The sequence below is a fragment of the Hyalangium versicolor genome, from assembly GCF_020103695.1.
GTDB lineage: Bacteria > Myxococcota > Myxococcia > Myxococcales > Myxococcaceae > Hyalangium > Hyalangium versicolor.
Genome location: NZ_JAHXBF010000020.1, coordinates 26,400 through 47,070 on the forward strand (window position 1 = coordinate 26,400; position 20,671 = coordinate 47,070).

General features: G+C 66.9%; 15 protein-coding genes. 8 read left to right on the top strand and 7 right to left on the bottom strand.

Features of this window, described 5'->3' with window-relative positions:
- The first annotated feature begins 152 nt into the window (after nt 1–152).
- The 4 genes from KY501_RS35415 to KY501_RS35430 all read left to right on the top strand — a co-directional run bounded on the left by KY501_RS35415 (nt 153) and on the right by KY501_RS35430 (nt 3,407).
- Nucleotides 153–365: an MbtH family protein gene (locus KY501_RS35415; protein ID WP_224368184.1), complete on the top strand. Its 213-nt coding sequence runs from the start codon at nt 153–155 to the stop codon at nt 363–365.
- A 56-nt stretch (nt 366–421) separates the two neighbouring features.
- Nucleotides 422–1,114 carry an SDR family NAD(P)-dependent oxidoreductase gene (locus KY501_RS35420; RefSeq protein WP_224368185.1) on the top strand — a complete coding sequence of 231 codons (693 nt, stop codon included), beginning with the start codon at nt 422–424 and terminating at the stop codon, nt 1,112–1,114.
- A gap of 86 nt (nt 1,115–1,200) precedes the next feature.
- Nucleotides 1,201–2,322 (top strand): MbnP family protein, encoded by a 1,122-nt coding sequence (locus tag KY501_RS35425; protein WP_224368186.1) that lies wholly within the window; start codon nt 1,201–1,203, stop codon nt 2,320–2,322.
- Nucleotides 2,319–3,407, top strand: a complete 1,089-nt coding sequence (locus tag KY501_RS35430; RefSeq protein WP_224368187.1) for a cytochrome-c peroxidase — start codon at nt 2,319–2,321, stop codon at nt 3,405–3,407. Before KY501_RS35425 ends, KY501_RS35430 begins: the two co-directional genes overlap by 4 nt.
- Nucleotides 3,408–3,410: 3 nt before the next feature.
- On the opposite strand, the gene KY501_RS35435 is transcribed toward KY501_RS35430, so the two are convergent.
- The 3 genes from KY501_RS35435 to KY501_RS35445 form a co-directional block, all read right to left on the bottom strand.
- Nucleotides 3,411–4,559, bottom strand: coding sequence for a methanobactin export MATE transporter MbnM (locus KY501_RS35435; RefSeq protein ID WP_224368189.1), 1,149 nt, complete (start codon nt 4,557–4,559; stop codon nt 3,411–3,413).
- Nucleotides 4,560–4,568: 9 nt separating this feature from the next.
- A complete protein-coding gene (locus tag KY501_RS35440) occupies nt 4,569–5,453 on the bottom strand; it encodes an MbnP family copper-binding protein (protein WP_224368191.1) in 885 nt (294 codons plus the stop codon).
- Nucleotides 5,454–5,656: 203 nt separating this feature from the next.
- Nucleotides 5,657–6,682 (bottom strand): aldo/keto reductase, encoded by a 1,026-nt coding sequence (locus tag KY501_RS35445; protein WP_224368193.1) that lies wholly within the window; start codon nt 6,680–6,682, stop codon nt 5,657–5,659.
- A gap of 162 nt (nt 6,683–6,844) precedes the next feature.
- On the opposite strand from KY501_RS35445, the gene KY501_RS35450 reads away from it, so the two are divergent.
- Nucleotides 6,845–11,662, top strand: coding sequence for a metallophosphoesterase (locus KY501_RS35450; protein WP_224368195.1), 4,818 nt, complete (start codon nt 6,845–6,847; stop codon nt 11,660–11,662).
- Between the two features lie 48 nt (nt 11,663–11,710).
- Entirely contained in the window at nt 11,711–12,712 is a 1,002-nt protein-coding gene (locus KY501_RS35455; RefSeq protein ID WP_224368203.1) for a hypothetical protein, read from the top strand.
- An 8-nt stretch (nt 12,713–12,720) separates the two neighbouring features.
- Here the strand turns inward: KY501_RS35455 and KY501_RS35460 are convergent, their stop codons facing one another.
- From KY501_RS35460 to KY501_RS35470, 3 genes are all read right to left on the bottom strand, one after another.
- Nucleotides 12,721–13,197 (bottom strand): GNAT family N-acetyltransferase, encoded by a 477-nt coding sequence (locus KY501_RS35460; RefSeq protein WP_224368205.1) that lies wholly within the window; start codon nt 13,195–13,197, stop codon nt 12,721–12,723.
- A 752-nt stretch (nt 13,198–13,949) separates the two neighbouring features.
- Entirely contained in the window at nt 13,950–15,491 is a 1,542-nt protein-coding gene (locus KY501_RS35465) for a hypothetical protein (RefSeq protein WP_224368207.1), read from the bottom strand.
- A gap of 60 nt (nt 15,492–15,551) precedes the next feature.
- On the bottom strand, nt 15,552–17,126 hold the full coding sequence (locus tag KY501_RS35470; protein WP_224368209.1) for an ATP-binding response regulator: 1,575 nt from the start codon (nt 17,124–17,126) through the stop codon (nt 15,552–15,554).
- Between the two features lie 141 nt (nt 17,127–17,267).
- Here KY501_RS35470 and KY501_RS35475 point away from each other — a divergent pair, with 141 nt between their 5' ends.
- Nucleotides 17,268–18,209 (top strand): 1-phosphofructokinase family hexose kinase, encoded by a 942-nt coding sequence (locus KY501_RS35475; RefSeq protein WP_224368210.1) that lies wholly within the window; start codon nt 17,268–17,270, stop codon nt 18,207–18,209.
- 24 nt (nt 18,210–18,233) lie between these two features.
- A complete protein-coding gene (locus KY501_RS35480; protein WP_224368211.1) occupies nt 18,234–19,358 on the top strand; it encodes a putative outer membrane beta-barrel protein in 1,125 nt (374 codons plus the stop codon).
- 18 nt (nt 19,359–19,376) lie between these two features.
- Here KY501_RS35480 and KY501_RS35485 read toward each other — a convergent pair whose 3' ends face one another.
- Nucleotides 19,377–20,660, bottom strand: a complete 1,284-nt coding sequence (locus KY501_RS35485; protein WP_224368213.1) for an SGNH/GDSL hydrolase family protein — start codon at nt 20,658–20,660, stop codon at nt 19,377–19,379.
- Between the last annotated feature and the right edge of the window lie 11 nt (nt 20,661–20,671).

Here is a 20,671-nt window from a genome sequence, read left to right on the forward strand (position 1 = left end):
GATATTTCGTTTTTGCTCTCGTGCAGCGCCGGTGTGAAAGACGCATCCGGGGTTCACTTCCAGTGCAGGCCATGTGAAAGAGGCAGCACGGAGGAATGCAGGCAGGGTAGAATCCAGCGGCACGCAGCACCCCTACTTGCCGAGGAGCGTACATGAGCACCGAAGACGACAAGACCTTGTTCAAGGTCGTGGTCAACCACGAAGAGCAGTACTCCATCTGGCCGGCGGACCGTGATAACGCGCTGGGCTGGAAGGATGCGGGCAAGACAGGCACGAAGGACGAGTGTCTCGCCTACATCAAGGAAGTCTGGACAGACATGCGGCCCCTGAGTCTCCGCAAGCGCATGGAGGAACAGAAGCCTTGACTTCTTCTCACGGTGTATCGGGTTCGCTCCCGGGCCTCTCGGGAGCCGTCGCGATCGTGACAGGGCACAAGGGAGGAATCGGCGCGGCGGTTGCCCAACTGCTCCGGGAGCAAGGTGCCCACGTTCATGGCTTTGATCTTCCCGAAGTCGACTTGAGGGATTTCTCTGCCATTGAAAGACATGTCAAGAATGTCGCTGATCAGCATGATGGCAGGATTGACATCCTGATCAACAATGCCGGAATCACCAGCATGAGCAGCCTGCTGGAAATCACTCTCGACGAGATCGAGACGGTTCTCGCGGTGAACCTCAAGGCGCCCATCCTGCTCACGAAGGCTGTGCTGCCCCATATGCTGAGACAGAAGAAGGGCTCCATCGTCAACAATGCAAGCGATCAAGCGTTCGTGGGCAAGCGTTACAGCGCCATCTATGGGGCCAGCAAGGCCGCCATGGCTCAGTTGACGAAGAGCGCCACCCTGGATTGGGCCGCGGAGGGGATTCGGTTCAACTGTATCGCGCCGGGGAGCACCGACACCGCGATGCTCCGGCAGGTGTTTCAGGATCTACATTCCCGCTATCCCACCGTCTATCCGACGGCGAGCGAGGATTTCTATCGCTCCGGCATCCCCATGAAGCGCTTCGCGGAGCCTCGCGAGATTGCATGGCTCATGGCGTTCCTGGCCTCGGATGCGGCGTCCTTCATCTCCGGAGCTGTGATCCCGATCGACGGTGGCTTCACCGCAGCGTAACAGAAGGGTGAAATCCATACGGTGACGCTGTAGGGGGAAAATACGCGTGGCGCGAATCGTAACGTTTGCATTAACAATAGCGCACCATGATCATCCCCCATGCGACGCCGTCGTTGTCCATCTGCCGCGCGGTTGCTCTCGCGGCTCTGACCCTCATCGTCGTTCCCGCTTGCGGAGACAGCGAGCCCTCCAACCCCGCGCTCTCCGCTGAAGAGCGGCAGCGGCTCGAGCAGCACGTCTCGGAGCTGGAGGCTCGCGTCGCGGAGCTGGAGGCCCAGGTCGCCCAGCAGCAGCAGGACGCTTCTGCCTCCCAGAAGGAGATGGAGGAGCTGACCGGGAAGCTGGACGAGGTCAGCCAGGATCTCGCCGATGCGCGGGAGCTGTTGGCCACCCAGGACTGGCAGGGCGTGCTCGTCAAGCTGGATGAGGCGAAGGCGCAGATCTCCGCACTCGAGACGCGCATCGCTGGCCTGGACGGCACCCTGGAGCTCAAGGCGGGGCTGAGCTTCGGCAATGAGCCGTTCGCGCTGGATCAGCAGTACACCTCCTCGACCGGCGAGAAGCTCACCTTCACCGAGCTGCGCTACTGGCTGACCAACATCCAGCTCATCAAGCAGGATGGGAGCAAGGTGGCGCTCGCGGACAGCTACTACCTGATGGAGCTCATCAAGGAGCAGAACGTGGAGGGCGGGGCCGAGTCGGGTCCCACGCCGCGGCCGAAGCTGCCCGCCAACCGCCGAGAGAGCGTGAGCGTGGCCTCTGTGCCCGCTGGCGTCTACACCGCCATCGAGTTCAGCATCGGCGTGGATCCCACCCACAATGATGACTTGAGCCTGCAGGCCGGCGAGCTGCACACCCTCAAGAACATGACGAACCTGACCTGGATGTGGTTCACCAGCTACATCTTCACCAAGACGAAGGGCCAGTACGTCGCGGTGGATGGAAGCACTGGCATCTTCGCCTGGGAGACGGGCACCAACGCCGATTACCGCACGACGCGGCAGACGTTCTCCACGCCTGTCACCGTGAACGCGAAGAAGCGCGTGAGCGTGAACCTGCGCGCGGATGTGTCGAAGCTCTTCACCCAGCTCAGCCCCTCCACCACGTCCACCATCAACGCGGGTCAGACCGACGCTCGCGCCACGTTGTCGAATGGTTTCCGGGACATGTTCTCGGTGGTCGCCGTGGAGAACACGGATCGGTGGTGAGTGCTCTCTGGCTCCGGCGGACGGCGGCGAGGTTCCTGCTGCCCGTCCTGCTGGGGGCATGTGGCGAAGGGACCGGGGGACCGACGTCCCCCGTACCAGCCGATGACGAAGTCCCGCGGTCCCTTCCCGCGGGCTTCTCTTCCCTGCCAACGCATCAGGGCAATCCCCTCACACCCGAGGGGGTCTCCCTGGGGCGTTGGCTTTTCTATTCTCCCTCGCTCTCGAGCACCGGGCAGGTCTCCTGCGCCACCTGCCACCCGCAGGCGCGCGCCTTCGCGGACGAGACGCCCCTCACGCAGCATGGGGTGAGCGGCCGGCCTCTCGCGCGGCATACTCCGGCGCTCATCAACCTGGCCTGGGTGGGGGAGCTCTTCTGGGATGGGGGCGTGAAGAACCTGGAGTCCCTCTCGCTCGCTCCTCTCACGCATCCCGATGAGCTGGGGCAGGCCGATCTGTCCGCGCTGCTGGAGCGGCTGGCCTCGCAGCCCGAGGCCGTGCGGCGCTTCGAGGCGGCCTTCGGGCCTGACGGGCTGAACCTGAGCAACCTCCTGCGGGCGCTCGCCCAGTTCCAGCGGACCCTGGTGTCCGCGGACTCCCGCTACGATCGCTGGCGGCGCGGCGAGCCCGGCGGAGTGCTGAGCACCCAGGAGCAGGAGGGGTTTGCGCTCGTGCAGAGGCACTGCGTGTCGTGCCACGGCTCGGAGCTCTTCACCGACAACGCATTCCACAACAACGGGCTGGATGCCCAGTTCGGTTCGGGTACGGAGGTGACGCGGGGCCGGGGCCGCGTCACCCAGAACGCCGCGGACGACGGGCTCTACAAGACACCTACGCTGCGGAACGTGACGCGCTCGGCGCCCTACATGCATGACGGCCGCTTCGCCACGCTCGACCAGGTGCTGGAGCACTATCGGCACGGCATGGTGGCTTCGGCCACGCTGGATCCGTTCTTCCAGCGCAGCCCTGTCTCTCCTGGACTCAACCTGGAGGACAGGGAGAAGGTCGCCATCCTCGCCTTTCTCGAGGCGCTGACGGACGAGTCCTTCCTCACCGACTCCAGGTTGGGTCCTCCCGAGGCCGAGTAGGCCTCAGGGCGAGCCGTAGGGATCCGAGAAGCGCGGATCGCTCAGGAACTGTGGATCGGTGAGGGCCTCCAGGAAGGCGAGGAGGTCCTCCCGCTCCTCCTTCGTCAGCGTGAAGCCTCGCACGAAGCCACTCTGCAGGGGGCTCAACTGGCCCCCCTGGACCTGGCGCGCTCGCCCGCCTGCGGCGTAGTGATCGATGACGTCGGAGAGCGTCGCGATGCTGCCGTCGTGCATGTACGGCGCGGTGACGGAGACGTTTCGCAGCGAGGAGGCACGGAAGCGCCCCATGTCCGCGGCCTGTCCCGTCAGCTCGATCACCCCCGGATCCACGGTGGGGTAGGCTCCCTTTCCGTCCTCGTTGTAGAGGCCGGTGTTGTGGAAGGCCTGCACGGGCATGTTGGTCAGTTCCGAGGCCGACGCATCCAGGAAGTTGAACCCGGAGTGACAGTGATTGCACTCCAGGCGCTCGGACATGAAGAGATCCATGCCACGCTTTGCCGCAGGCGAGAGGGCATCCACCTCTCCCCGGTAGATATAGCGATCATACGGAGAGTTGCCGGAGATGAGCGTGCGCTCGAAAGCGGCCAGGGCGCGCGTGAGCGAGGCCATGGAGACCGGCTCGGGGTTCTCGGGAAAGGCCTCCTTGAAGCGGGAGGCGAGCTCCGCATCCTGGCCCAGGCGCCCGAGCAGCTCCGCCGCCTTGTCCGCGAACCCCAGCTCCACAGGCTCGGTGCCGAACAGCGGCGTCAAGGCCTGCAGTTCCAGGGTGGTCAGGGAGGGATTGGCCCAGGTGAGGCTGGTGGCGTAGGCCACGTTGGCCAGCCCCTGGGCATTGCGGCGGTGGATGGCTCCCGTGCTGCCCTCGGCATGCTGCTTGCCATCCGTGAAGGCCAGGGACTGCAGGTGGCACGAAGCACACGACTGGGTGCCATTGAGCGACAGGCGTTTGTCATAGAAGAGGCGTCGGCCCAGCTCCACCTTCGCCTCCGTCATGGGGTTGTCCTCGGGAACCCGGGGCTTGGGGAAACCGGCGGGCAGCTTCCAGTCGTAGGCGCCCGGCTCCTGCTCTTCCTTCTTCTCGTCTCCGCAGCCCGTGCCCAGCCAGGCCACGGAGACCAGCACTCCCGTCCAGCGGTGCATGTGTGAAGTCATGGTGGCCACCTATTCCGCCCGGATGAAGGTCTGGGGAGCCACCGCGGGAGCGCCGGCCTCCATGGAGAGCCCCAGCCGCTGGAAGATGGGAGCGCAGTCCGGATCCTCCTTCTGGGACATGCACCCGATGGAGGTGTTGCTCACCTCGGAGTTGGAATCCAGGTTGGTGTCGGCGAAGAGGGTGGCCAGATCCAGCACGACCTTGCCCGTCTCGGGGGAGAACGCCTCCAGTGAAACCTCGGGGGTGTTGGGGAAGGCGCACCCGGCGGAGCCCGTGGTCTGCCCCGGCGGCGGGCCCGCGCAGTCAGTGCTGCCCAGATGCATGAAGTGGCCTGCCTTCAGGCCCGTGGTGCGGCCGTCGACCCGGAGGAAGACATAGCCGGTGCGCCAGCCCCAGAAGAGCGTGGGATCATTGAAGGGCGCCTTCGCGGTGGAGACGTCCTGGTGGTTCAATTCGGGAGGCAGGCCCAGCCGGAAGCGCAGGCCGTGGTAGTGCCCCTCGGGCACGGTGCCGGTGATGCGTGTGTTTGTCTTCGTTGTTCCGTTGCTGCACAGGCTTGTCTTGTTCTCGAAGTCGAGGAGGGCGGCGCCCTCGGCCTGCCACTCGCCATCCTCCTTCAGCTTGAGGGGCACCTCCTGGCCCGCGTCTGTGACGAGCCGGACGTCATGCAAGTACATGCGGAAGTCGAAGGGCTCGTACGTCGTTCCCGTCGTGCCCAACCCTGTGTACGTCTGCCCGCAGGCGAAGGGCTTGCCGCCCGCGCGGACTTCGAAAGGGATGCTGACTTCGAGGGGAGGCGTCTCGGGGGGCGGGGATTCTTCGTCTCCGCAGCCTGTAGCACCGATGACGACAATGGAGAGGAGGAGCGTTGAGCGCGCGAAAGACAACGTCATGTCTGTACTCCTGGGGGATGGGAGCCCTGGACATAATGACGCAGGTGCACCCTCGCACGTGCATGTTTGTCTCTATCGATCCATGTCGCGGATATTCACCACGTGGATGGAATTTCAAAGTCACTACGGTAGTGCCACGAAGCCATAAAACATCGCGTCTCGCCTCGTGACACGCCCGTGACAACTCTCTGTTACGGGCGCGGCTACCACCGTCCCTGAACGCGCTGCATGAACTCGTAGGGGTAGCCCAGCTCCAGGGCGCTTGCCTCGTCCAGCTGCTTCATCTGCGCATCCTCCAGCTTCAGCTCGGCGGCCTTGAGGTTGTCCTCGAGCTGCTCCACGGTGCGAGCGCCGAAGATGACGGAGGTGACGGCTCGCTTGCGCAGCAGCCACGCCAGGGACACCTGCGAGGGCGTGGCCTTCAGCTCGGCGGCCACCGCGTCCACGGCCTCCAGCGTCCGCCAGTTCCGGGGCGTATCGAACCCGGTCAGCCGATCCTTCCACTTCGCCAGTCGCGAGGCGTCCGGCGGCGGCTGGCCCTTGCGGTACTTGCCGGACAGGAAGCCCCCGGCCAGTGGAGACCACGGGAGGATGCCCAGGCCGAACTGCTCGCAGACGGACACGTGCTCGCGCTCCAGATCGCGGACGACCAGGCTGTACTGGGCCTGCAGGGAGATGAAGCGCGAGAGGAGCTGCGTCTTGCTCGTCCACAGGCTGTCCACCAGCCGGTAGGCGGCGTAGTTGCTGGCGCCGATGTAGAGCACCTTGCCCTGGCGAACGAGATCCTCCAGCGCCCGGAGCGTCTCCTCCTCGGGCGTGTCGATGTCCTGCATGTGCACCTGGTACAGATCGATGCGGTCGGTTTGCAGCCGACGCAGGCTCCCCTCCACCGCGGAGCGGATCTGGTAGCGCGAGGCGCCCATGTCATTGGGGCCCTTGCCCATGCGGAAGCGGAACTTGGTGGCCAGCACCACCTCGTCCCGCCGCTTGGACTGGGTGAACCACTGGCCCACCACCCGCTCGGTCAGCCCGTCGTTGCCGTAGACGTTGGCCGTGTCCCAGAAGTTGATCCCCGCCTCCAGCGCGCGGTCCATGATGGCGAAGGACGTCTTCTGGTCCGCCGCCACCCCGTGCATCATCGAACCCTCGGTGGGCTCGCCGAACGTCATCGTTCCCAGGCACAGGCTCGACACCTTCAGTCCACTGTGCCCCAGCTTGCGGTACTCCATGGTTTTCCTCCGTGTGGCGGCAGGTGCCGCGAGGGGCCCTGGCCTAACCCGCCCGAGCGTCCCTCGCCACAGGGAACGTCCCGCTCTGTCTGCTCCCCGGCTTCCCGCCGCTTCCGGTGCAAGGCATGCTGCACCCTGCACGCTCTCGGAGGGGGGAATGTCGTGGCTCGGTTTGGCTGGCTTCACCTGTCGGATCTTCATCTGGGAGCACCGGGTTCGGGTCTGCTCCAACCCGAGACCCGGGAGGCCTTTGAACAGGATCTGCGCAGGCTCCATGAGAAATCGGGACCGTGGGATGTGGTGTTCATCTCGGGAGACCTCACCGAGTCAGGGCGGACACGCGAGTTCGATCTGGTGAACTCCACGCTGGGCTCGTTGTGGGAGTATCTCCGGAGCCTGGGCTCGGATCCGTGCCTGCTCGCTGTTCCCGGCGATCACGACATCTGGCAGGTCCCCCTCAAGAATGAGCGCCTCTTCGAGCAGCACACTGCGTTCAGCCTGCGGCAGGTGATCCGAGGCGCGGTCTCGGACGAGAAGACGGCGCAGTCCCTCTGGGAGGTGTTCACTCCGTTCACCCAGTGGTTCAACAAGTGGCGGGGCGCGCATCCCTCTGCCTCGCTCAAGGCGTTCCAGCGGGGGCTGCTGCCAGGAGACTTCGTGGCCACCATCGAGGCTCAGGGCATGAGCGTAGGTGTCGCCGGCCTCAACTCGCTCTTTCGCAGCTCCGAGAAGGAAGGGCTGGTCGGCCTGCGCGAGGTGGACCTGCAGCAGGTCGAGGGCGCGATGGGAAGGGATGTCCAGGGGTGGATGGAGCAGCACGAGCTCGTGTTCCTCTTGACGCACCATGCTCCGTCGCGTCTGAACGCCAAGCCTCTGGCTGAACTGGGAATGAAGCTCACACCCGCTGGAAGCGTGCTCCTGCACCTCTGCGGAGGGCGGCAGTCGCTGGAGGAGCGGACCGTCGACTTCCGGAGGCAGCCATGGACTCTGGCACTGCGCGGGCCGTCACTGCTCAGTGGAAAGCTGCCCGGGCTCTGGGGCTATACCGTGGGCGAGATTGCGGGGGCCGGCACGGAGGGGCAGATCAAGATCTCGCCGCGTTACGTCTCCGAGCGCAAAGGCGTGATCGTCTTCGGGGCAGCCAGTGGTGCCGCGCAGCCTGTCTCCGATGAGCTGGTGTTTCCGATTGCGGGACTCCTCAAGGAGCGAGCCCTCGCCAGCCTCGAGGGCGTCACCGAGGGGGTGAGAGCCGTGGCCCCTGTGCTGGGGCCAGGCCTGGCGGCTCAGCGCAACGACGAGCTGCCTCGGCTCAGCGCTGCCGAGCCGGTGGTCCCCTGGTCGAAGCCTCCGCCAGGAGTGATGCTCCAGGGCGTACTAGGCACGGGGGGGCAGGAGGTGGGTTGGCTGGCCTGGGCGCCTTCGGGAGAGGCGCTGGCCATAGGGTTCTCAAGGGGAATGATTGCGTATTGGAGCCTCAGTGCGGGCTTGCCGCGGTGGACAATCCGGGCCCACCCGAAAGAACTGGTCGACCTCTGTTTCTCCCCAGACTCACAGATGATCGCCTCCCGCTCGTATTCGGACGTTCGCCTCTGGCGAACGGATGGCACTCGGGTCAAGACGCCCAGGCCGCTCCAGGAGCGGGGTTCTCTGGCGGCGTGGTCTTCCTCGGGACTTCTCGTCACGGATTGGGGGCCAGGAGCCCTGCAGATCTGGGACTCGCGTACCTGGGCTGAGGCCGGCAGGGTGGCATTGGGTCGCGACTCAGCGCTGGTGCTGGCTCTGGCCTGGTCCCCAGATGGGCAGTTGCTGGCATGTGGCGGCAGAGGCCCGGCCAACGTGAACTTCATTCGAGCGCAGCCCGCGGCTGGCGGCGAATCGTATTCCTTTGAGAGAGCCGGATTCATCTGGACCAAGGCTGATGTCATCGACATGGCCTGGCATCCGAATTCGCGAATGTTGGCGATCGCCAGCCGGGACAAGACCGTCCGCATTCTGGGTCTCAGCGACGCCTGGGACGAGCTGGCCTTCCTCGAAGGACACACGGATGTCGTCACCAGCGTCGCGTTCTCGTGGGATGGGCGCCTGTTGGCCTCGATGTCGCTCGACGGAACCGTGCTCTTGTGGCGCACGGATACCTGGGAGGAGGTGGCCCGGCTCGCTGAGCCAGCGGGACGGCTGCCCTATGCGGGCCTGGCCTTCTCGCCCACCCAGGATGTGCTTGCGACCATGGGCCCCGGCGGTGCCTCCGTGCGCCTCTGGGATCTCGATGTCGACATCCTCCTGCGAACTCCGGTGGTCGCGGAGACCGTGCACGAGGTCAGCGCCAAGGTCGTGCTCGTGGGAGAGGGGCGCACGGGCAAGAGCTGCCTGGCGCTGCGCATGGTTCAGGATCAGTACGAGGAGATGGAGTCCACCCATGGCATGCGCTTCTGGTCGATGCCCCTGGAGCAGGCCGGCTCGGTGAACTCTGCGGCTGGTACCCGGCGCGAGGTCGTCCTGTGGGATCTCGGAGGCCAGAGTGAGTACCAGCTCGTGCACCAGCTCTTCCTGAGGGATTCGACCGTGGCTCTCATGGTCATGGAGCCCGGGCGCGGCGAGCGGGCCCTCGAGGAAATTGAGGGGTGGCACCGGCGCCTGCTGGCCCAGGCCCGGGAGCGGAAGATCCGCAAGCTGCTGGTCGGCACCAAGGTGGATACGTCTGAGGCGCCAGTGAATCGCGCCGCGCTTCAGGAACTGGTGCAGCGGCTTGAGTTCGAGTCCTACGTGCTGACGAGCGCCAGGCAAGGGCAGGGCATCCAGGAGCTCAAGAATGCCCTTGATAAGGCCATCGAGTGGGAGACGCTCGAGAAGGTCAGTCGCCCCGAGCTCTTCCAGCGCATCCGCCAGCTCATCCAGAAACTGCGCGACTCGCGCCGGGTCGTCCTGCGCTTCATTGAACTCGAGAGCGAGCTCCAGCGGGAGATGGGCGATTCCTTCGACCGGGGGGCGCTCCAGGCCGTCGTCAGCCATCTCACCCGGCAGGGCCGGGTCGCGGACACGCGGATGGCCGGTGGAACGCGGGTGCTCATCCTGGAGGTAGAGCAGATCGAGCGCTACGCGGGCTCGCTCATCGTCGCGGCGCGAGAAAATCCCCAGGGCGTCCCCGCCATCGAGGTGGCGAAGGTCCTCTCTCCCCGCATGGAGTTCCCACGCATCAAGCCCGAGGAGCGGCTACCCGAGGATCAGGAGCTGCCCGTCCTCAACTGTGTCATCGAACTGCTCATCGAGCACGGGCTGTGCCTGCGCCACCAAGGGCTGCTCGTATTCCCGTCCCTCTTCCAGCCCACTCACGCCGAGTCCGGGGCGGACTTCTCGCACGCCATCTCGCTGCACTACGACTTCTTCGGCCCCATCGACAACATCTACGCCTCGCTGATCACCTCGCTCGCCGTCAGCCAGCGCTTCGGCCCGATGCGCCTGTGGGAGAACCGCGCGGAGTTCGGCCAGCCGGGAGTGGATTCCTCGGGCGTGCGCCGGGTGCGCAACCTGAGCCAGGGCGTGCGGGGCATTGCCCAACTGGATGTCTACTTCGACGAGGGGACGGACTCGAAGACGCGGGATCTGTTCGTGAACTTCGTCGAGCAGCACCTGCGCGAGAACGGAGTCGAGCTGCTGGAGCGGCTGACCGTCACCTGTGTCTGCGGCAAGGTCTTCTCGGAGGACGTCATCCGGAAGCGGCTCTCCGAGGGCAAGGCGGACATTGGCTGCGATGTCTGTGATCGCCGCACGCCGCTGACGCAGGGAGCCCAGCAGTCCCGCGAGAGCAACCCGGCCCTCGTGCAGGAGGTCCAGGCCCTGCGCACCGCCATCCGAGAGCAGCGCATCCAGACGGCCGCCGAGGTCAAGGTCATCATGAGCGGAGAGGCGAATGTGAAGCAGCCGCAGCACGAGCCCATCCGCATCCTCCACCTGAGCGATCTGCACATCGGCGCGGGCGAGGATCCCATCAGCTTGATTCAGCCGCTCGCGGCGGACTTGCGCGACAGGGAGGAGGGGCTGGGGCTGGAGCGTCTGGACTACCTGGTCATCTCCGGAGACCTGACGAACCGGGCCTCACCCCAGGAGTTCGACGCCGCATACGAGTTCGTCTCCGGCCTCATCAAGGAGTTCGAGTTCACCGCCCAGCGCTGCATCATCGTTCCCGGCAATCACGATCTGGACTGGGACACGGACGTCTACGCGTGGAAGAAGAAGCGACAGGTGGATGTCCGCCAGCTCGCGCACGGGAGCTTCCGCGAGGCAGGGGACGGCTACAACATCCGGGATGACGCACGCTACCCGGAGCGCTTCAAGAACTTCTCCGAGCACTTCTATCACCGGCTCATGCAGAAGCCGTATCCGCTGCTCCCCGAGGAGCAGGGCCTGCCGTTCCTCTTCGCCGAGGAGCGCCTGCAGTTTCTCGCGATGAACTCGGCGTGGGAGATTGACGAATACTTCAGAGAGCGCTCCAGCATTTCGGAGAAGGCACTGGCCCGGGGACTGGCCGCCGCGGACCAGGAACTTGCCAGGGCCCAGTCGGACGGCCGGCTGGCGAAGGATGCCAGGATTCTCCGGATCGCCGTGTGGCACCACCCCATCACCGGCAACGAGAAGATCCAGGACGATGCCTTCATGGGGCGGCTCCAGGCGTCGTTCCGGCTCTGCCTCCACGGCCATGTCCACGAGGAACGCGCGGATCTCGTCAATTACGTGGATCCGCAACGGAGGATCCACGTGGTGGGCGCGGGCAGCTTCGGGGCACCCACTCACGAGCGGCCCGAGTCCGTTCCCCGCCTCTACAACCTGCTGGAGGTGAGCAGAGATCTCCAGCAAGTCCGGGTTCACACGCGAAGCCGGCGCAAGCAGGGCGGCGCTTGGGATGGTTGGGCCGTGTGGAAGGGACAGGGGCGTGGAGAGAAGCGCTCCTTCTACGACGTCCCCCTTTTGGATCTCCCAAAGTAGGTCACTTACACTCTTCCGCGTGAGCCCACCTGCCGAAAAGGTGCACACGTGACGCGACGGGGCTTCCAGGGATGGATGCCTCGGCAGCTGCTGGGGGCCGGGCCCCTGGCGCTGGCACACGCCGTTGCTTTCACCGGAGCTTCGGCGGCGGCTCAAGGGCTCGGGGGGGCGGAGTCACGGTCAACGGATGGGACGGATGGAATCGTCATCGACGCCGTGCTCTGCATGGCCTTGCCGCTCATGCTTGCGGCGGGTCTCTTCTTCCTGCTCCGTGTCGTCGTGAGAGGAGCGGCTTTCGCCGCGACCACCAGGCACTGGAGGCAGTCCCAGCCGTCCAATCACAGCGTGGAGGTGTCCTCTCTGGACAAACGGCTGCACCGCGTCGCGATCGTGCTCACCTCGGTGGAGCATGCCCTGCGGTTGGAGGAGGACTCCGAGCTGCGCGAGATGCTCGACCAATCCACCCTGTCGGAGCAGCGGGCGCGTGACGAGGTGGACAAGGCTCGGGCAGGGAAGGTGAGCCTCCCGGTGGCTGCGGCCCAGGTGCATGCGGCCGAGGAGAGCATGGGGGTGACGGAGGAGCGGGCCCGAGAGCTGTTCGGGGACAATGCCTTTCTGGACGAGGGCGCGAGGGTGGGGTGCTTCTTCTGTGCGCGTCCTTTGGCGAATGCCTCGTATCGGAGGCAGGTGCCGCTGAAGCGAGGCTCGGACATCACTCCCGTCGTCGCCTGCCCACCTTGCGCGGAGTTGGCCGCCGCGGGCCAGCCCTCTCCGATTCTGGTTCGCATGGAGATGGGTGAGCGGATGCTGCACTGGAGCGAGCTGGAGAGGTACGACCCCTACCACCGCCGTCACGAGCCCTATCCAGGCGTCCGGACCGTGCCGGCCTGGGATCTAGCCTCCCAGCTCTCCCTGTCCGAGCTGGCGGCGCGTGCAGCGGGAGGGCAGGGCGAACTGGCGGCGGACGAGGGATGCCCGGTGCTCGACCTCGACAGCCCAGCGCAGGGCACCTCCGTCCTCAGTCTCGAGCCCTCGAGAGAGCAGGGCTGACCGCTTCCTCAGAGGAGCTTTTCGAGCCACACCGTTTCGTCGTCGATGCCAGGGGGATAGGGCTCGATCGCCACGACTCGGTAGCCGAGCCGCTCATAGAAGGCCCGGTTGCCGGGCAGCCGTCGGCGGGTGCCGGCTCGCAGGCGGAGGAACCCGAGCTCGCGGGCACGTGCCTCCAGAGCGATGACCACCTGTCGGCCCACGCCGTGCGATTGCCAGTCGGGGTGGACGGCGATGCGCTTCAGCGCCCCAGTCGGTGGTGCTCCCTCGACGCGCCCGGCTCCCACCAATTTCTCGCCCACCTGCGCCACGACGACACGCTGCGGAATGCTCTCCAGGAACGGTCGCAGGAAGGCCTCATCTTCGCTGAGCGCCGTTGGGCGGGACGGCAGCTGCGGCACCAGGGGAAGGAACGCCGCCTGCTGTACGGCTCGCACGGCAGCCGCGTCGTCAAGGCGCGCATCGCGAATAAGGAGGGACACCATGTGCCTCGTGTGTACCACGGGTCTCCTGGGGCGGGGGCTGCAGCCGCATGTCCCGCTGGAGCTGGCTCCGCAGCGCGCGCAGCGCGCCTCGGTGGGCCTTTCCTACCGAGCACGTCTCTGGTCCAGAGGTCCACCTATCCAGTAGGGTTGTGTTGCGAGCATGCTCATCGTCTCGCTGGAGAGCCTCATGACTCACCCGATGACCAGAGCACCCCAAGTCCTTGCCTACGGCTGCTCCCTCTTCGTCGTCATGCTCCCTCGCTGTCCTACTTTCGAGGAGCCCTGATGAATCCGTTTACGGCGCCCACATGGCTTTCCACGCTCGGAGCGGCAGTGGTGGGAGGGCTCATTGTGTTCGCGTTCCTGAAGACAACTCCCTCGCCTCAGCCGGACCCGTCGTACTTCCTGGCGGATCATCAGCGGCATCAGCCCTCTCCTGAGGCTCCGGATGGGGGAGTCGCGGAGGAGGCGCTGGCATCCGTCGAAATGCCCTCTGCTAGCGCCCCTGCCTCCATGCTTGGCATGCCGATGCCACCCGAGCCGTATCCCCGCCAGAAGCGCCCTCCGTGCGAGCCGAAGACCCAGAAAGCCATCAACGGGGGCTGTTGGTTTGGCCCGGCGGGGCGGTCGCCATGTGGCGCTGAAGCGTTCGATCACGAGGGAGGCTGCTATCTCCCCGTCATCATGTCCCCGCGTCGGCCCACCTCGGATGAGCCGTGATGAGCCGTCCCAGGGCTCACCCCGCGTACTGCTCAAGGCGTGGTCAGCACGCTGGTGAGCGCCTCTGCCCGTGAGGTGTCCACCAGCGAGTCCTTCCGGAAGGGCTGCCGGGTGAGATCCACGCCCGGTGTCCGCAAGGCGGCCAGCCGCACCACATAAGCCTGCTTCGCCTCGAGCACTCCCGGTGGCACGCGCACCTCGCGCTGCGCCGTGAGGAAGGTGGCCACCGTCTCCGAGCGAGCCACATCCGGCGCGCTCTCCGTGGCGTACAGCCGGAAGATGCGCAGCTCGTACACATCCGCCGTGCCCAGCGTGGGCGGCTCCCAGGTGAAGACCGGCGTGAGGGACGCGATCGTCCGGTCCGTCTGTGCATCCGCTCCGTCCACCCGGAACTGCGTAGGCGGTGAGAGCCGGGCCTGCACGGGACGGGACGTGAAGACACCCAGCCCCTCCTGATCCTCCAGGGACACGCCCACCGTCCCCCGCGGCCCTTGTGGAGTGATTCGCACCGGGACCTGGTAGAGGTGGACGACCGTGGCCACCATGCCCCACGTGGACGGGTAGGGGTTGCCGTACTCCAGCGTCAGGTTCACGTCCTGACTGGCTGCCGGGATGTTGCCGATGAGCAGCTTCCGCGTGTAGCCCACCACGCCCTCCGAGAGCCCGCCCACCGCTGGAGTCACGAAGAGGCTGTGCTGCACGGAGGTTTCCGTCAGCGGCACCGCCAGGGGATGCACCGCCGCGCGGTGTGCCTCGAAGCTCGAGCGCCGCCAGTCGACCGTGAGCTGCTGCGGAGGCAGCGCCGTGAAGGTGCCCTCCACCGACGTGGCCTGCTCATCCGCTCGGAAAGTCACCTGCGTCAGCGTCAGCGCCCGAGTCACCGAGAAGTAATTGAAGTCTCCCGAGGAGCGCCGAAGCCGCTGCAGGAGGTAGAGCTGGTCTCCCTTCGTGCTGTCGATGAGCTCCTGGCGCCCGAAGGCCGACTGGTACATCGCCCCCTGCGCCGTGAGCGAGGTTGCCCCCGGTTGCGGCGCGGGCTCCAGCTCGAACACCCCCGCCGCGCCCGCGTTCGGCGCCTCCACTTCGAACTCCTGGTAGGCATCCATGGGCGCCAGGCCATCCACGGTCAAGGTGAACCGGGGCGTGGTGGGGACGGTGATGACGTCCTCGCGGCCCAGCAGGTACTCGTCCAGGTTGAGCTGCCGGTGCGAGGTGATGACGTAGGTGTCCGAGCCCTGCTTCAGGTAGTACGGGCCTTCGGGGACGTTCTCGAACTTGAAGGTGTCGATGCTCGTGGAGACCAGGGGCCGCGTCTCGAAGGCAGTCCCCGACGGGATGAGCACCGACAGCGTGGATCTCACGCCCGTGCTGTCCACGGAGGTGACATCCTTCGATTCCAGGCGGCGGTGGATGATGCGTTGCCCGGAGACGGCGCTCGGATCCTCAGTCGTGGGAGGAGGGGGCGTTTGCGGAGGATCGTCCTCGCGGCAGGCGAGGGGCAGCAGGTACAGCGCGAAGAGCAGGGCGGCGAGCCGGCCAGGAGCCGGCCAGGAGCGACGGGTGGGCGTGGGCATGATCGGACGGATCGTAGCCCACCCGCTCCCCAGGACGGACAGGGAGCGGCACGTCCAGGCTCAAGGTTGCCGGGGAAGCAGCACGGTGAACGTCGTTCCCTCGTCCGCCACGGAGCGCACGCTCACCCGGCCTCCGTGCGCCAGCACGATGTGCCGCACGATGAAGAGCCCCAGGCCGATGCTCCTGCCGGCGCGGCCCGCCTGCTGCGTGGTGCCGCGCTCCATGGGCTCGAAGATGCGCGGTAGCACCTCGGGTGCAATGGGATCGCCGGTGTTGTGGATCTCCAGCACCACCGCATCTACTTCGCCCCGCGTCGTCACCCGCACCGGCGTATGCGAGGTGCTGTACTGCAAGGCGTTCCCCACCAGGTTGGCGATGACCTGGGCCAGCCGGTCCGGATCCCACTGGCCCTGGCCTTCACCCGTCTGCTCCACCTGGATCGTCCGATCCGAGTGCGTCACCTGTAACTCGTCCACCACCGTCTGCAGCAGATCGTGCAGATTCATGGACTGGCGGTTCAGCGGGATGCCGCCTCCCTGCCGCGCCTGTGTGAAGTCGAGCAGATCGCGGATCATTCGCGTGGCGCGCTCCGCCGCCGTGAGCGCCCGAATGGCATTGCGCCGCTGCCGCTCCTCCAGCTCCTCGCTCCGGAGGATGGCCGTCGCCGCGAGCATGATGGCGTTCAGCGGGTTGCGCAGATCATGGCTGACAATGCCGAGGAGTTGCCGCTCGAACTCGGTGCGCTGCCGCGCCTCGGCCTCCAGTCGCTTGCGCTCGGTGACGTCCTGGAGCGCTCCCACCACCTGAGTGGCGTGGCCCTCCGCGTCTCGGACGATGTGGCACCGGTCCACCACGTGCACCCAGGTGTTGTCCGCGCGCCGCAGGCGGTACTCCTCCTGCCAGTCCTGGACCGTGCCGGCGACAGCCTCGCGGATGCTGCTCACCACCCGCTCCCGGTCCTCGGGGTGGAGGTGCGCCCGCCACCAGTCGGAGGTGTCTTCCAGCCCTGCCTCCGCGTAGCCCAGATAGGCTGGCAGCGAGATGCTCCGCTCCATCTCGCCCGTGCTCGGGTTCCACTCCCAGATGACGTCCCGGGTGGCGCGGGCGGCGAGCTCGTAGCGCTGCTCGCTCCGGCGAGCCCGCGCCTCGGCCATCTGCACCTCGGACAGCGAGCCCTCCGCGAGCATCCGCCGGGCCCGCTCATCCGCCAGGGCTCGCTTGCGCAGCACCTCCCAGCGCGAGAGGGCATGCACCCGGGCCAGCAGCTCCGCCGCGCGGAAGGGCTTGAGGACATAGTCATTGGCGCCCGCCAGCAGCCCCTCCTCCACATCCTCCGGGCGAGCGAACCCGGTGATGATGAGGACGGGCAGCATCTGGGTGGAGGTATTGCCGCGCAGGTAGCGGCACACCTCGAGGCCGGACATGCCCGGCATCTGCCAGTCCAGGACGAGCACCTCCGGTGGGCTCTGGTGGTTCAGGGCCTCCAGCATCGCCTCGCCATTCGAGAACACGTCGACCTGGCAGGCGCTGGCCAGGGCGCGGCGAATGGCCTCCACCTCCGTGGGGCTGTCGTCCACAACCCAGACGAGAGGAATGGATGCCGGGGCGACAATGGGGGGAGTGCTGTCAGACAAGAGGGCTCATGCTCTAGCCCCCGTGCCTCCGGGCGTCAATGGACGGGGGGTACGCGCTCGGTGATTCATGCAAGTTGACAAGATTGAAACTCCGGGCCGCATCCAGGTACACCCTGGGTTTTCATTGAGGGAGGCCCCGGCATGAAGCCCATCGTGACGCTGACCATCAACCCGACGATCGATCTGGCCACCACAGTGGAGACGGTGACGCCCGAGCACAAGCTGCGGTGCGCCCCGGAGCGCCGGGATCCCGGTGGCGGAGGGCTCAACGTCGCGCGCGTCATCCGCGAGCTGGGAGGCGAGTCGCTCGCGCTCTACCCGCGGGGCGGTCCCACGGGAGAGCTGCTGGAGCAACTGCTGGCGGAGAAGGGCCTGCGGCGCTGGTCCATCGTCATCTCGGGCCACACCCGCGAGAACTTCACGGTGGCCGAGCGCAACGGCAAGCGCGAGTTCCGCTTCGTCATGCCCGGGCCCACGCTCACCGAGAAGGAGTGGCAGGCGTGCCTGGAGTCCCTGTCCACCGTGGCCGCGGATGCCGAGTACATCGTCGCCAGCGGTAGCCTGTCTCCGGGCGTCCCCGTGGACTTCTACGCCCGGGTGGCGCGGATTGCCCGCAAGCAGAACGCGCGGCTGGTGCTGGACACCTCGGGCGAGCCGCTGCGCGCGGCCCTGGCGGAGGGCGTGTTCTTCGCCAAGCCCAACCGCAAGGAGTTCCGGGACATGATGGGGCCCCAGGTAGAGGAGCCCGCCGGCATGGCCGCGGCCGCCCGGGCCTTCCTGGAGAAGGGCAACGCGGAGATCCTCGTCGTGTCCATGGGGGCGGACGGCGCCCTGCTGACGACGCGCCAGGGCCAGTACCGGGCGACTCCGCCCCCCGTGGAGACGCACAGCTCGGTGGGCGCGGGAGACAGCTTCGTGGGAGGCATGACGCTCGGGTTGGCGCGGGGCCTGCCGCCCGAGGAGGCCTTCCGGTGGGGCATCGCCTCGGGCACGGCGGCGCTCCTGTCCCAGGGCACGGAGCTCTGCCGCCGGGCGGACACCGAGCTCATGCTCACCCAGGTCCAGCCGGTGCGAGTGGTGTGAGCCGTTACCTTCCAGGGGGCTTCCATGCGCGCGTTCCTGATCCTCTTCCTGCTGGTGGCGGCCCGGGCCTCGTGGGCACAGGGGGCTCCCGAGCAGCTCTCTCCGCCGCCGCCTCCTCCTCCCGCGACGGCTCCACCCCTGGTGGAGGCTCCCGAGGAGCCTGAGGCCGAGCCGCCACCGCCTCCTCCGCAGACTTCCACCTCGGAGAGCTACGCCTCGGAGGTCTCCAGTGCGAGCCATCTGATCGTGCTCGAGCAGGGGGAGCGGCTGCGTGTCGAGATGCCTGAGGGCGTGAGTATCTCCGGTCAGCTCGTGAGCCTGATGCCTGGTGCACTTTCGCTCAAGGCCGAGCCCGAGCAGGTGCTGACGATCCTGCTGTCGGATGTGCAGGAGTTGGAGACGCGCAAACGTGCCCCCGGATATGGCGCGCTGGTGGGTGGAGGGTTGGGCGCTGCGTCCGGAGCCGTCCTGACGGCGCTGCTCTGCATCGCCTTAGCGGAGGGCGGGGATGATAACGCGGGAGGCTGTGCGATCGTCGGTGGAGTGGTGGTGGGCGCGATTGGAGCGGGAGTCGGCGCGCTGGTGGGGCTGGCGTTGCCTCGCTGGTCCACGGTGTATGAGCGGGAGCAGGGCCCGCTGTCGATCCGGATGAACAAGCCGGACGAGAGCTGGTTCTCGGGGAAGGGGCCCGTGGGCGAGGTGGGGCTCCAGTTCGGCTACGCGCGGGATGCGGGCAACTCCAGCGTCACGTCCGGCTGGGGAGGCCGGTTGCACCTGCTCGCGTTGCTGGGGCCCTACGTCGCGCTGGGGCCGGAGGTGGCCTGGTACGATCTCGGCACGGAGGTGTCGCCGAATCCCTTCGGAAATCCGTTCCCCCAGGAGCGCCACCTCTTCCAATTGGGAGGGTTGGCGCGGGTGGGGATGGAGCTGGGGCCGACGAGGACCTCCGCGTTGCTGGGGATGGGCCTTCACGACAACCGCAGCGGCCAACTCGGGGCCACGGTGGGAGCCGAGGTGGAGTTGGCCCTCTGGGAGTCGATCCCTCCGGTGGCTGTCGATGTGCGGTACCACTTCTCTGTGGATCGGGATGAGTTCGAGCCCATCCAGAACTTCCTGAGCTTTGGTTTGGGCACCCGCCTGCGGTGGTGAGCGGGGCAGCCCGGAGGTTCAGGGGGGCGGCGGTGCGGGAGCGGGCTCGGGGCGCTGAAGCTTCCACGTCCCCACGTACCGATCGTGATTGCGCGGGTTCTCGTAGCGAGCCAGGCCCACCAGTCCCGCCACGGTGAGCACCGCCTCGTGCTCCACCTTGCCTCGGCCCTTGCTCAGCAGCGGCGTGGAGAAGCGCAGCCGGGAGCCCTCCAGGGAGAGAGACTCGAGCGAGAAGGGCCCTTCCGTCTGCTTGTTGGCGAAGACGATCCGCACGGAACCGCCCAGGTGCCCGCTCGACTGTTTCAGGATGAGGGAGAGAGTGGCTGGGGACTGGCCGGCCTCCTGCGAGTAGAAGCGCATCTCGCCCTGCCACGTGCCCAGCAAGGCGGAGGTCTCCAGGGGTTGGCCCTCGGGGAGCGTGGGCAGCTCGGGGGCGGGGGGCTCGACTTCCACGTAGCCGCTGCTCTGGCGCAGCTCCTCGTAGGTCGCCCAGGCCACGTGCTGGAGGCGCTCGGCCTGCTCGGGCTCCAGGGACACCAGTGTCACCGTCTTGCTGGGATTGAGCACGCCCTCGGGCATGGGGTGTCCGGAGAGCACGGGAGCAAGGCCCACGGGTGAGCTGCCCGTGAGCGTGGCGTAGAGCGCGGAGGCGGTGAGGTAGCTGCCCGCGGGCGAGGGGTGGCTGCCATCCTCGTTGTAGAGCACCACGTCCGGATCTTCCTGGCGCACGCGCGCCCAGGCGAGCCCCGCGGGGATGATGGGGGCTCCGAGATCGCGGGCCACGGACATATAGGCCTGGGTGAGCCGGGCCTGGGACTCGGGTGTGTCGCGCCGGGCCCAGGTGAGCAGGAAGAGGGGTTGGGCGCCCACCTTCCGTGCCTCCTCGACGAAGCGGCGGGCGTAGGGGTGGAAGGCGAGCTCGGGATCATTCACCTCGTGGCGGCCTTCGATGAGCAGCAGGCCCAGCGTGCTCTGCTCCTGCAGCACCACATAGTCCCAGTGTCCCTCCCGGAGCGCCGCGAGCGCGTCTCCGCGATCCCAGTGTTGCTGCAGCCTCACCCCGGGCCGGGTGACGGCACGCGTCTGGATGCGCAGGGGCGGGGTGGCCGAGGCGGCCAGTCCCTCGAGCAGCGCGGGCAGGTTGTTGAGGTAGGTGTAGCTGTTGCCGATGAAGAGGACGCGGAGGGGACGCGCGGGTGCAGGTGTCTCGGCGAGGGCTTGGGGCGCGAGCACGAGCCCGCACACGGTGAGCAGCATCCACACCGGGAGCGGGAGGCGGAGTCGTGGGAGGGGGCGGCGCATGGGAGGGATGG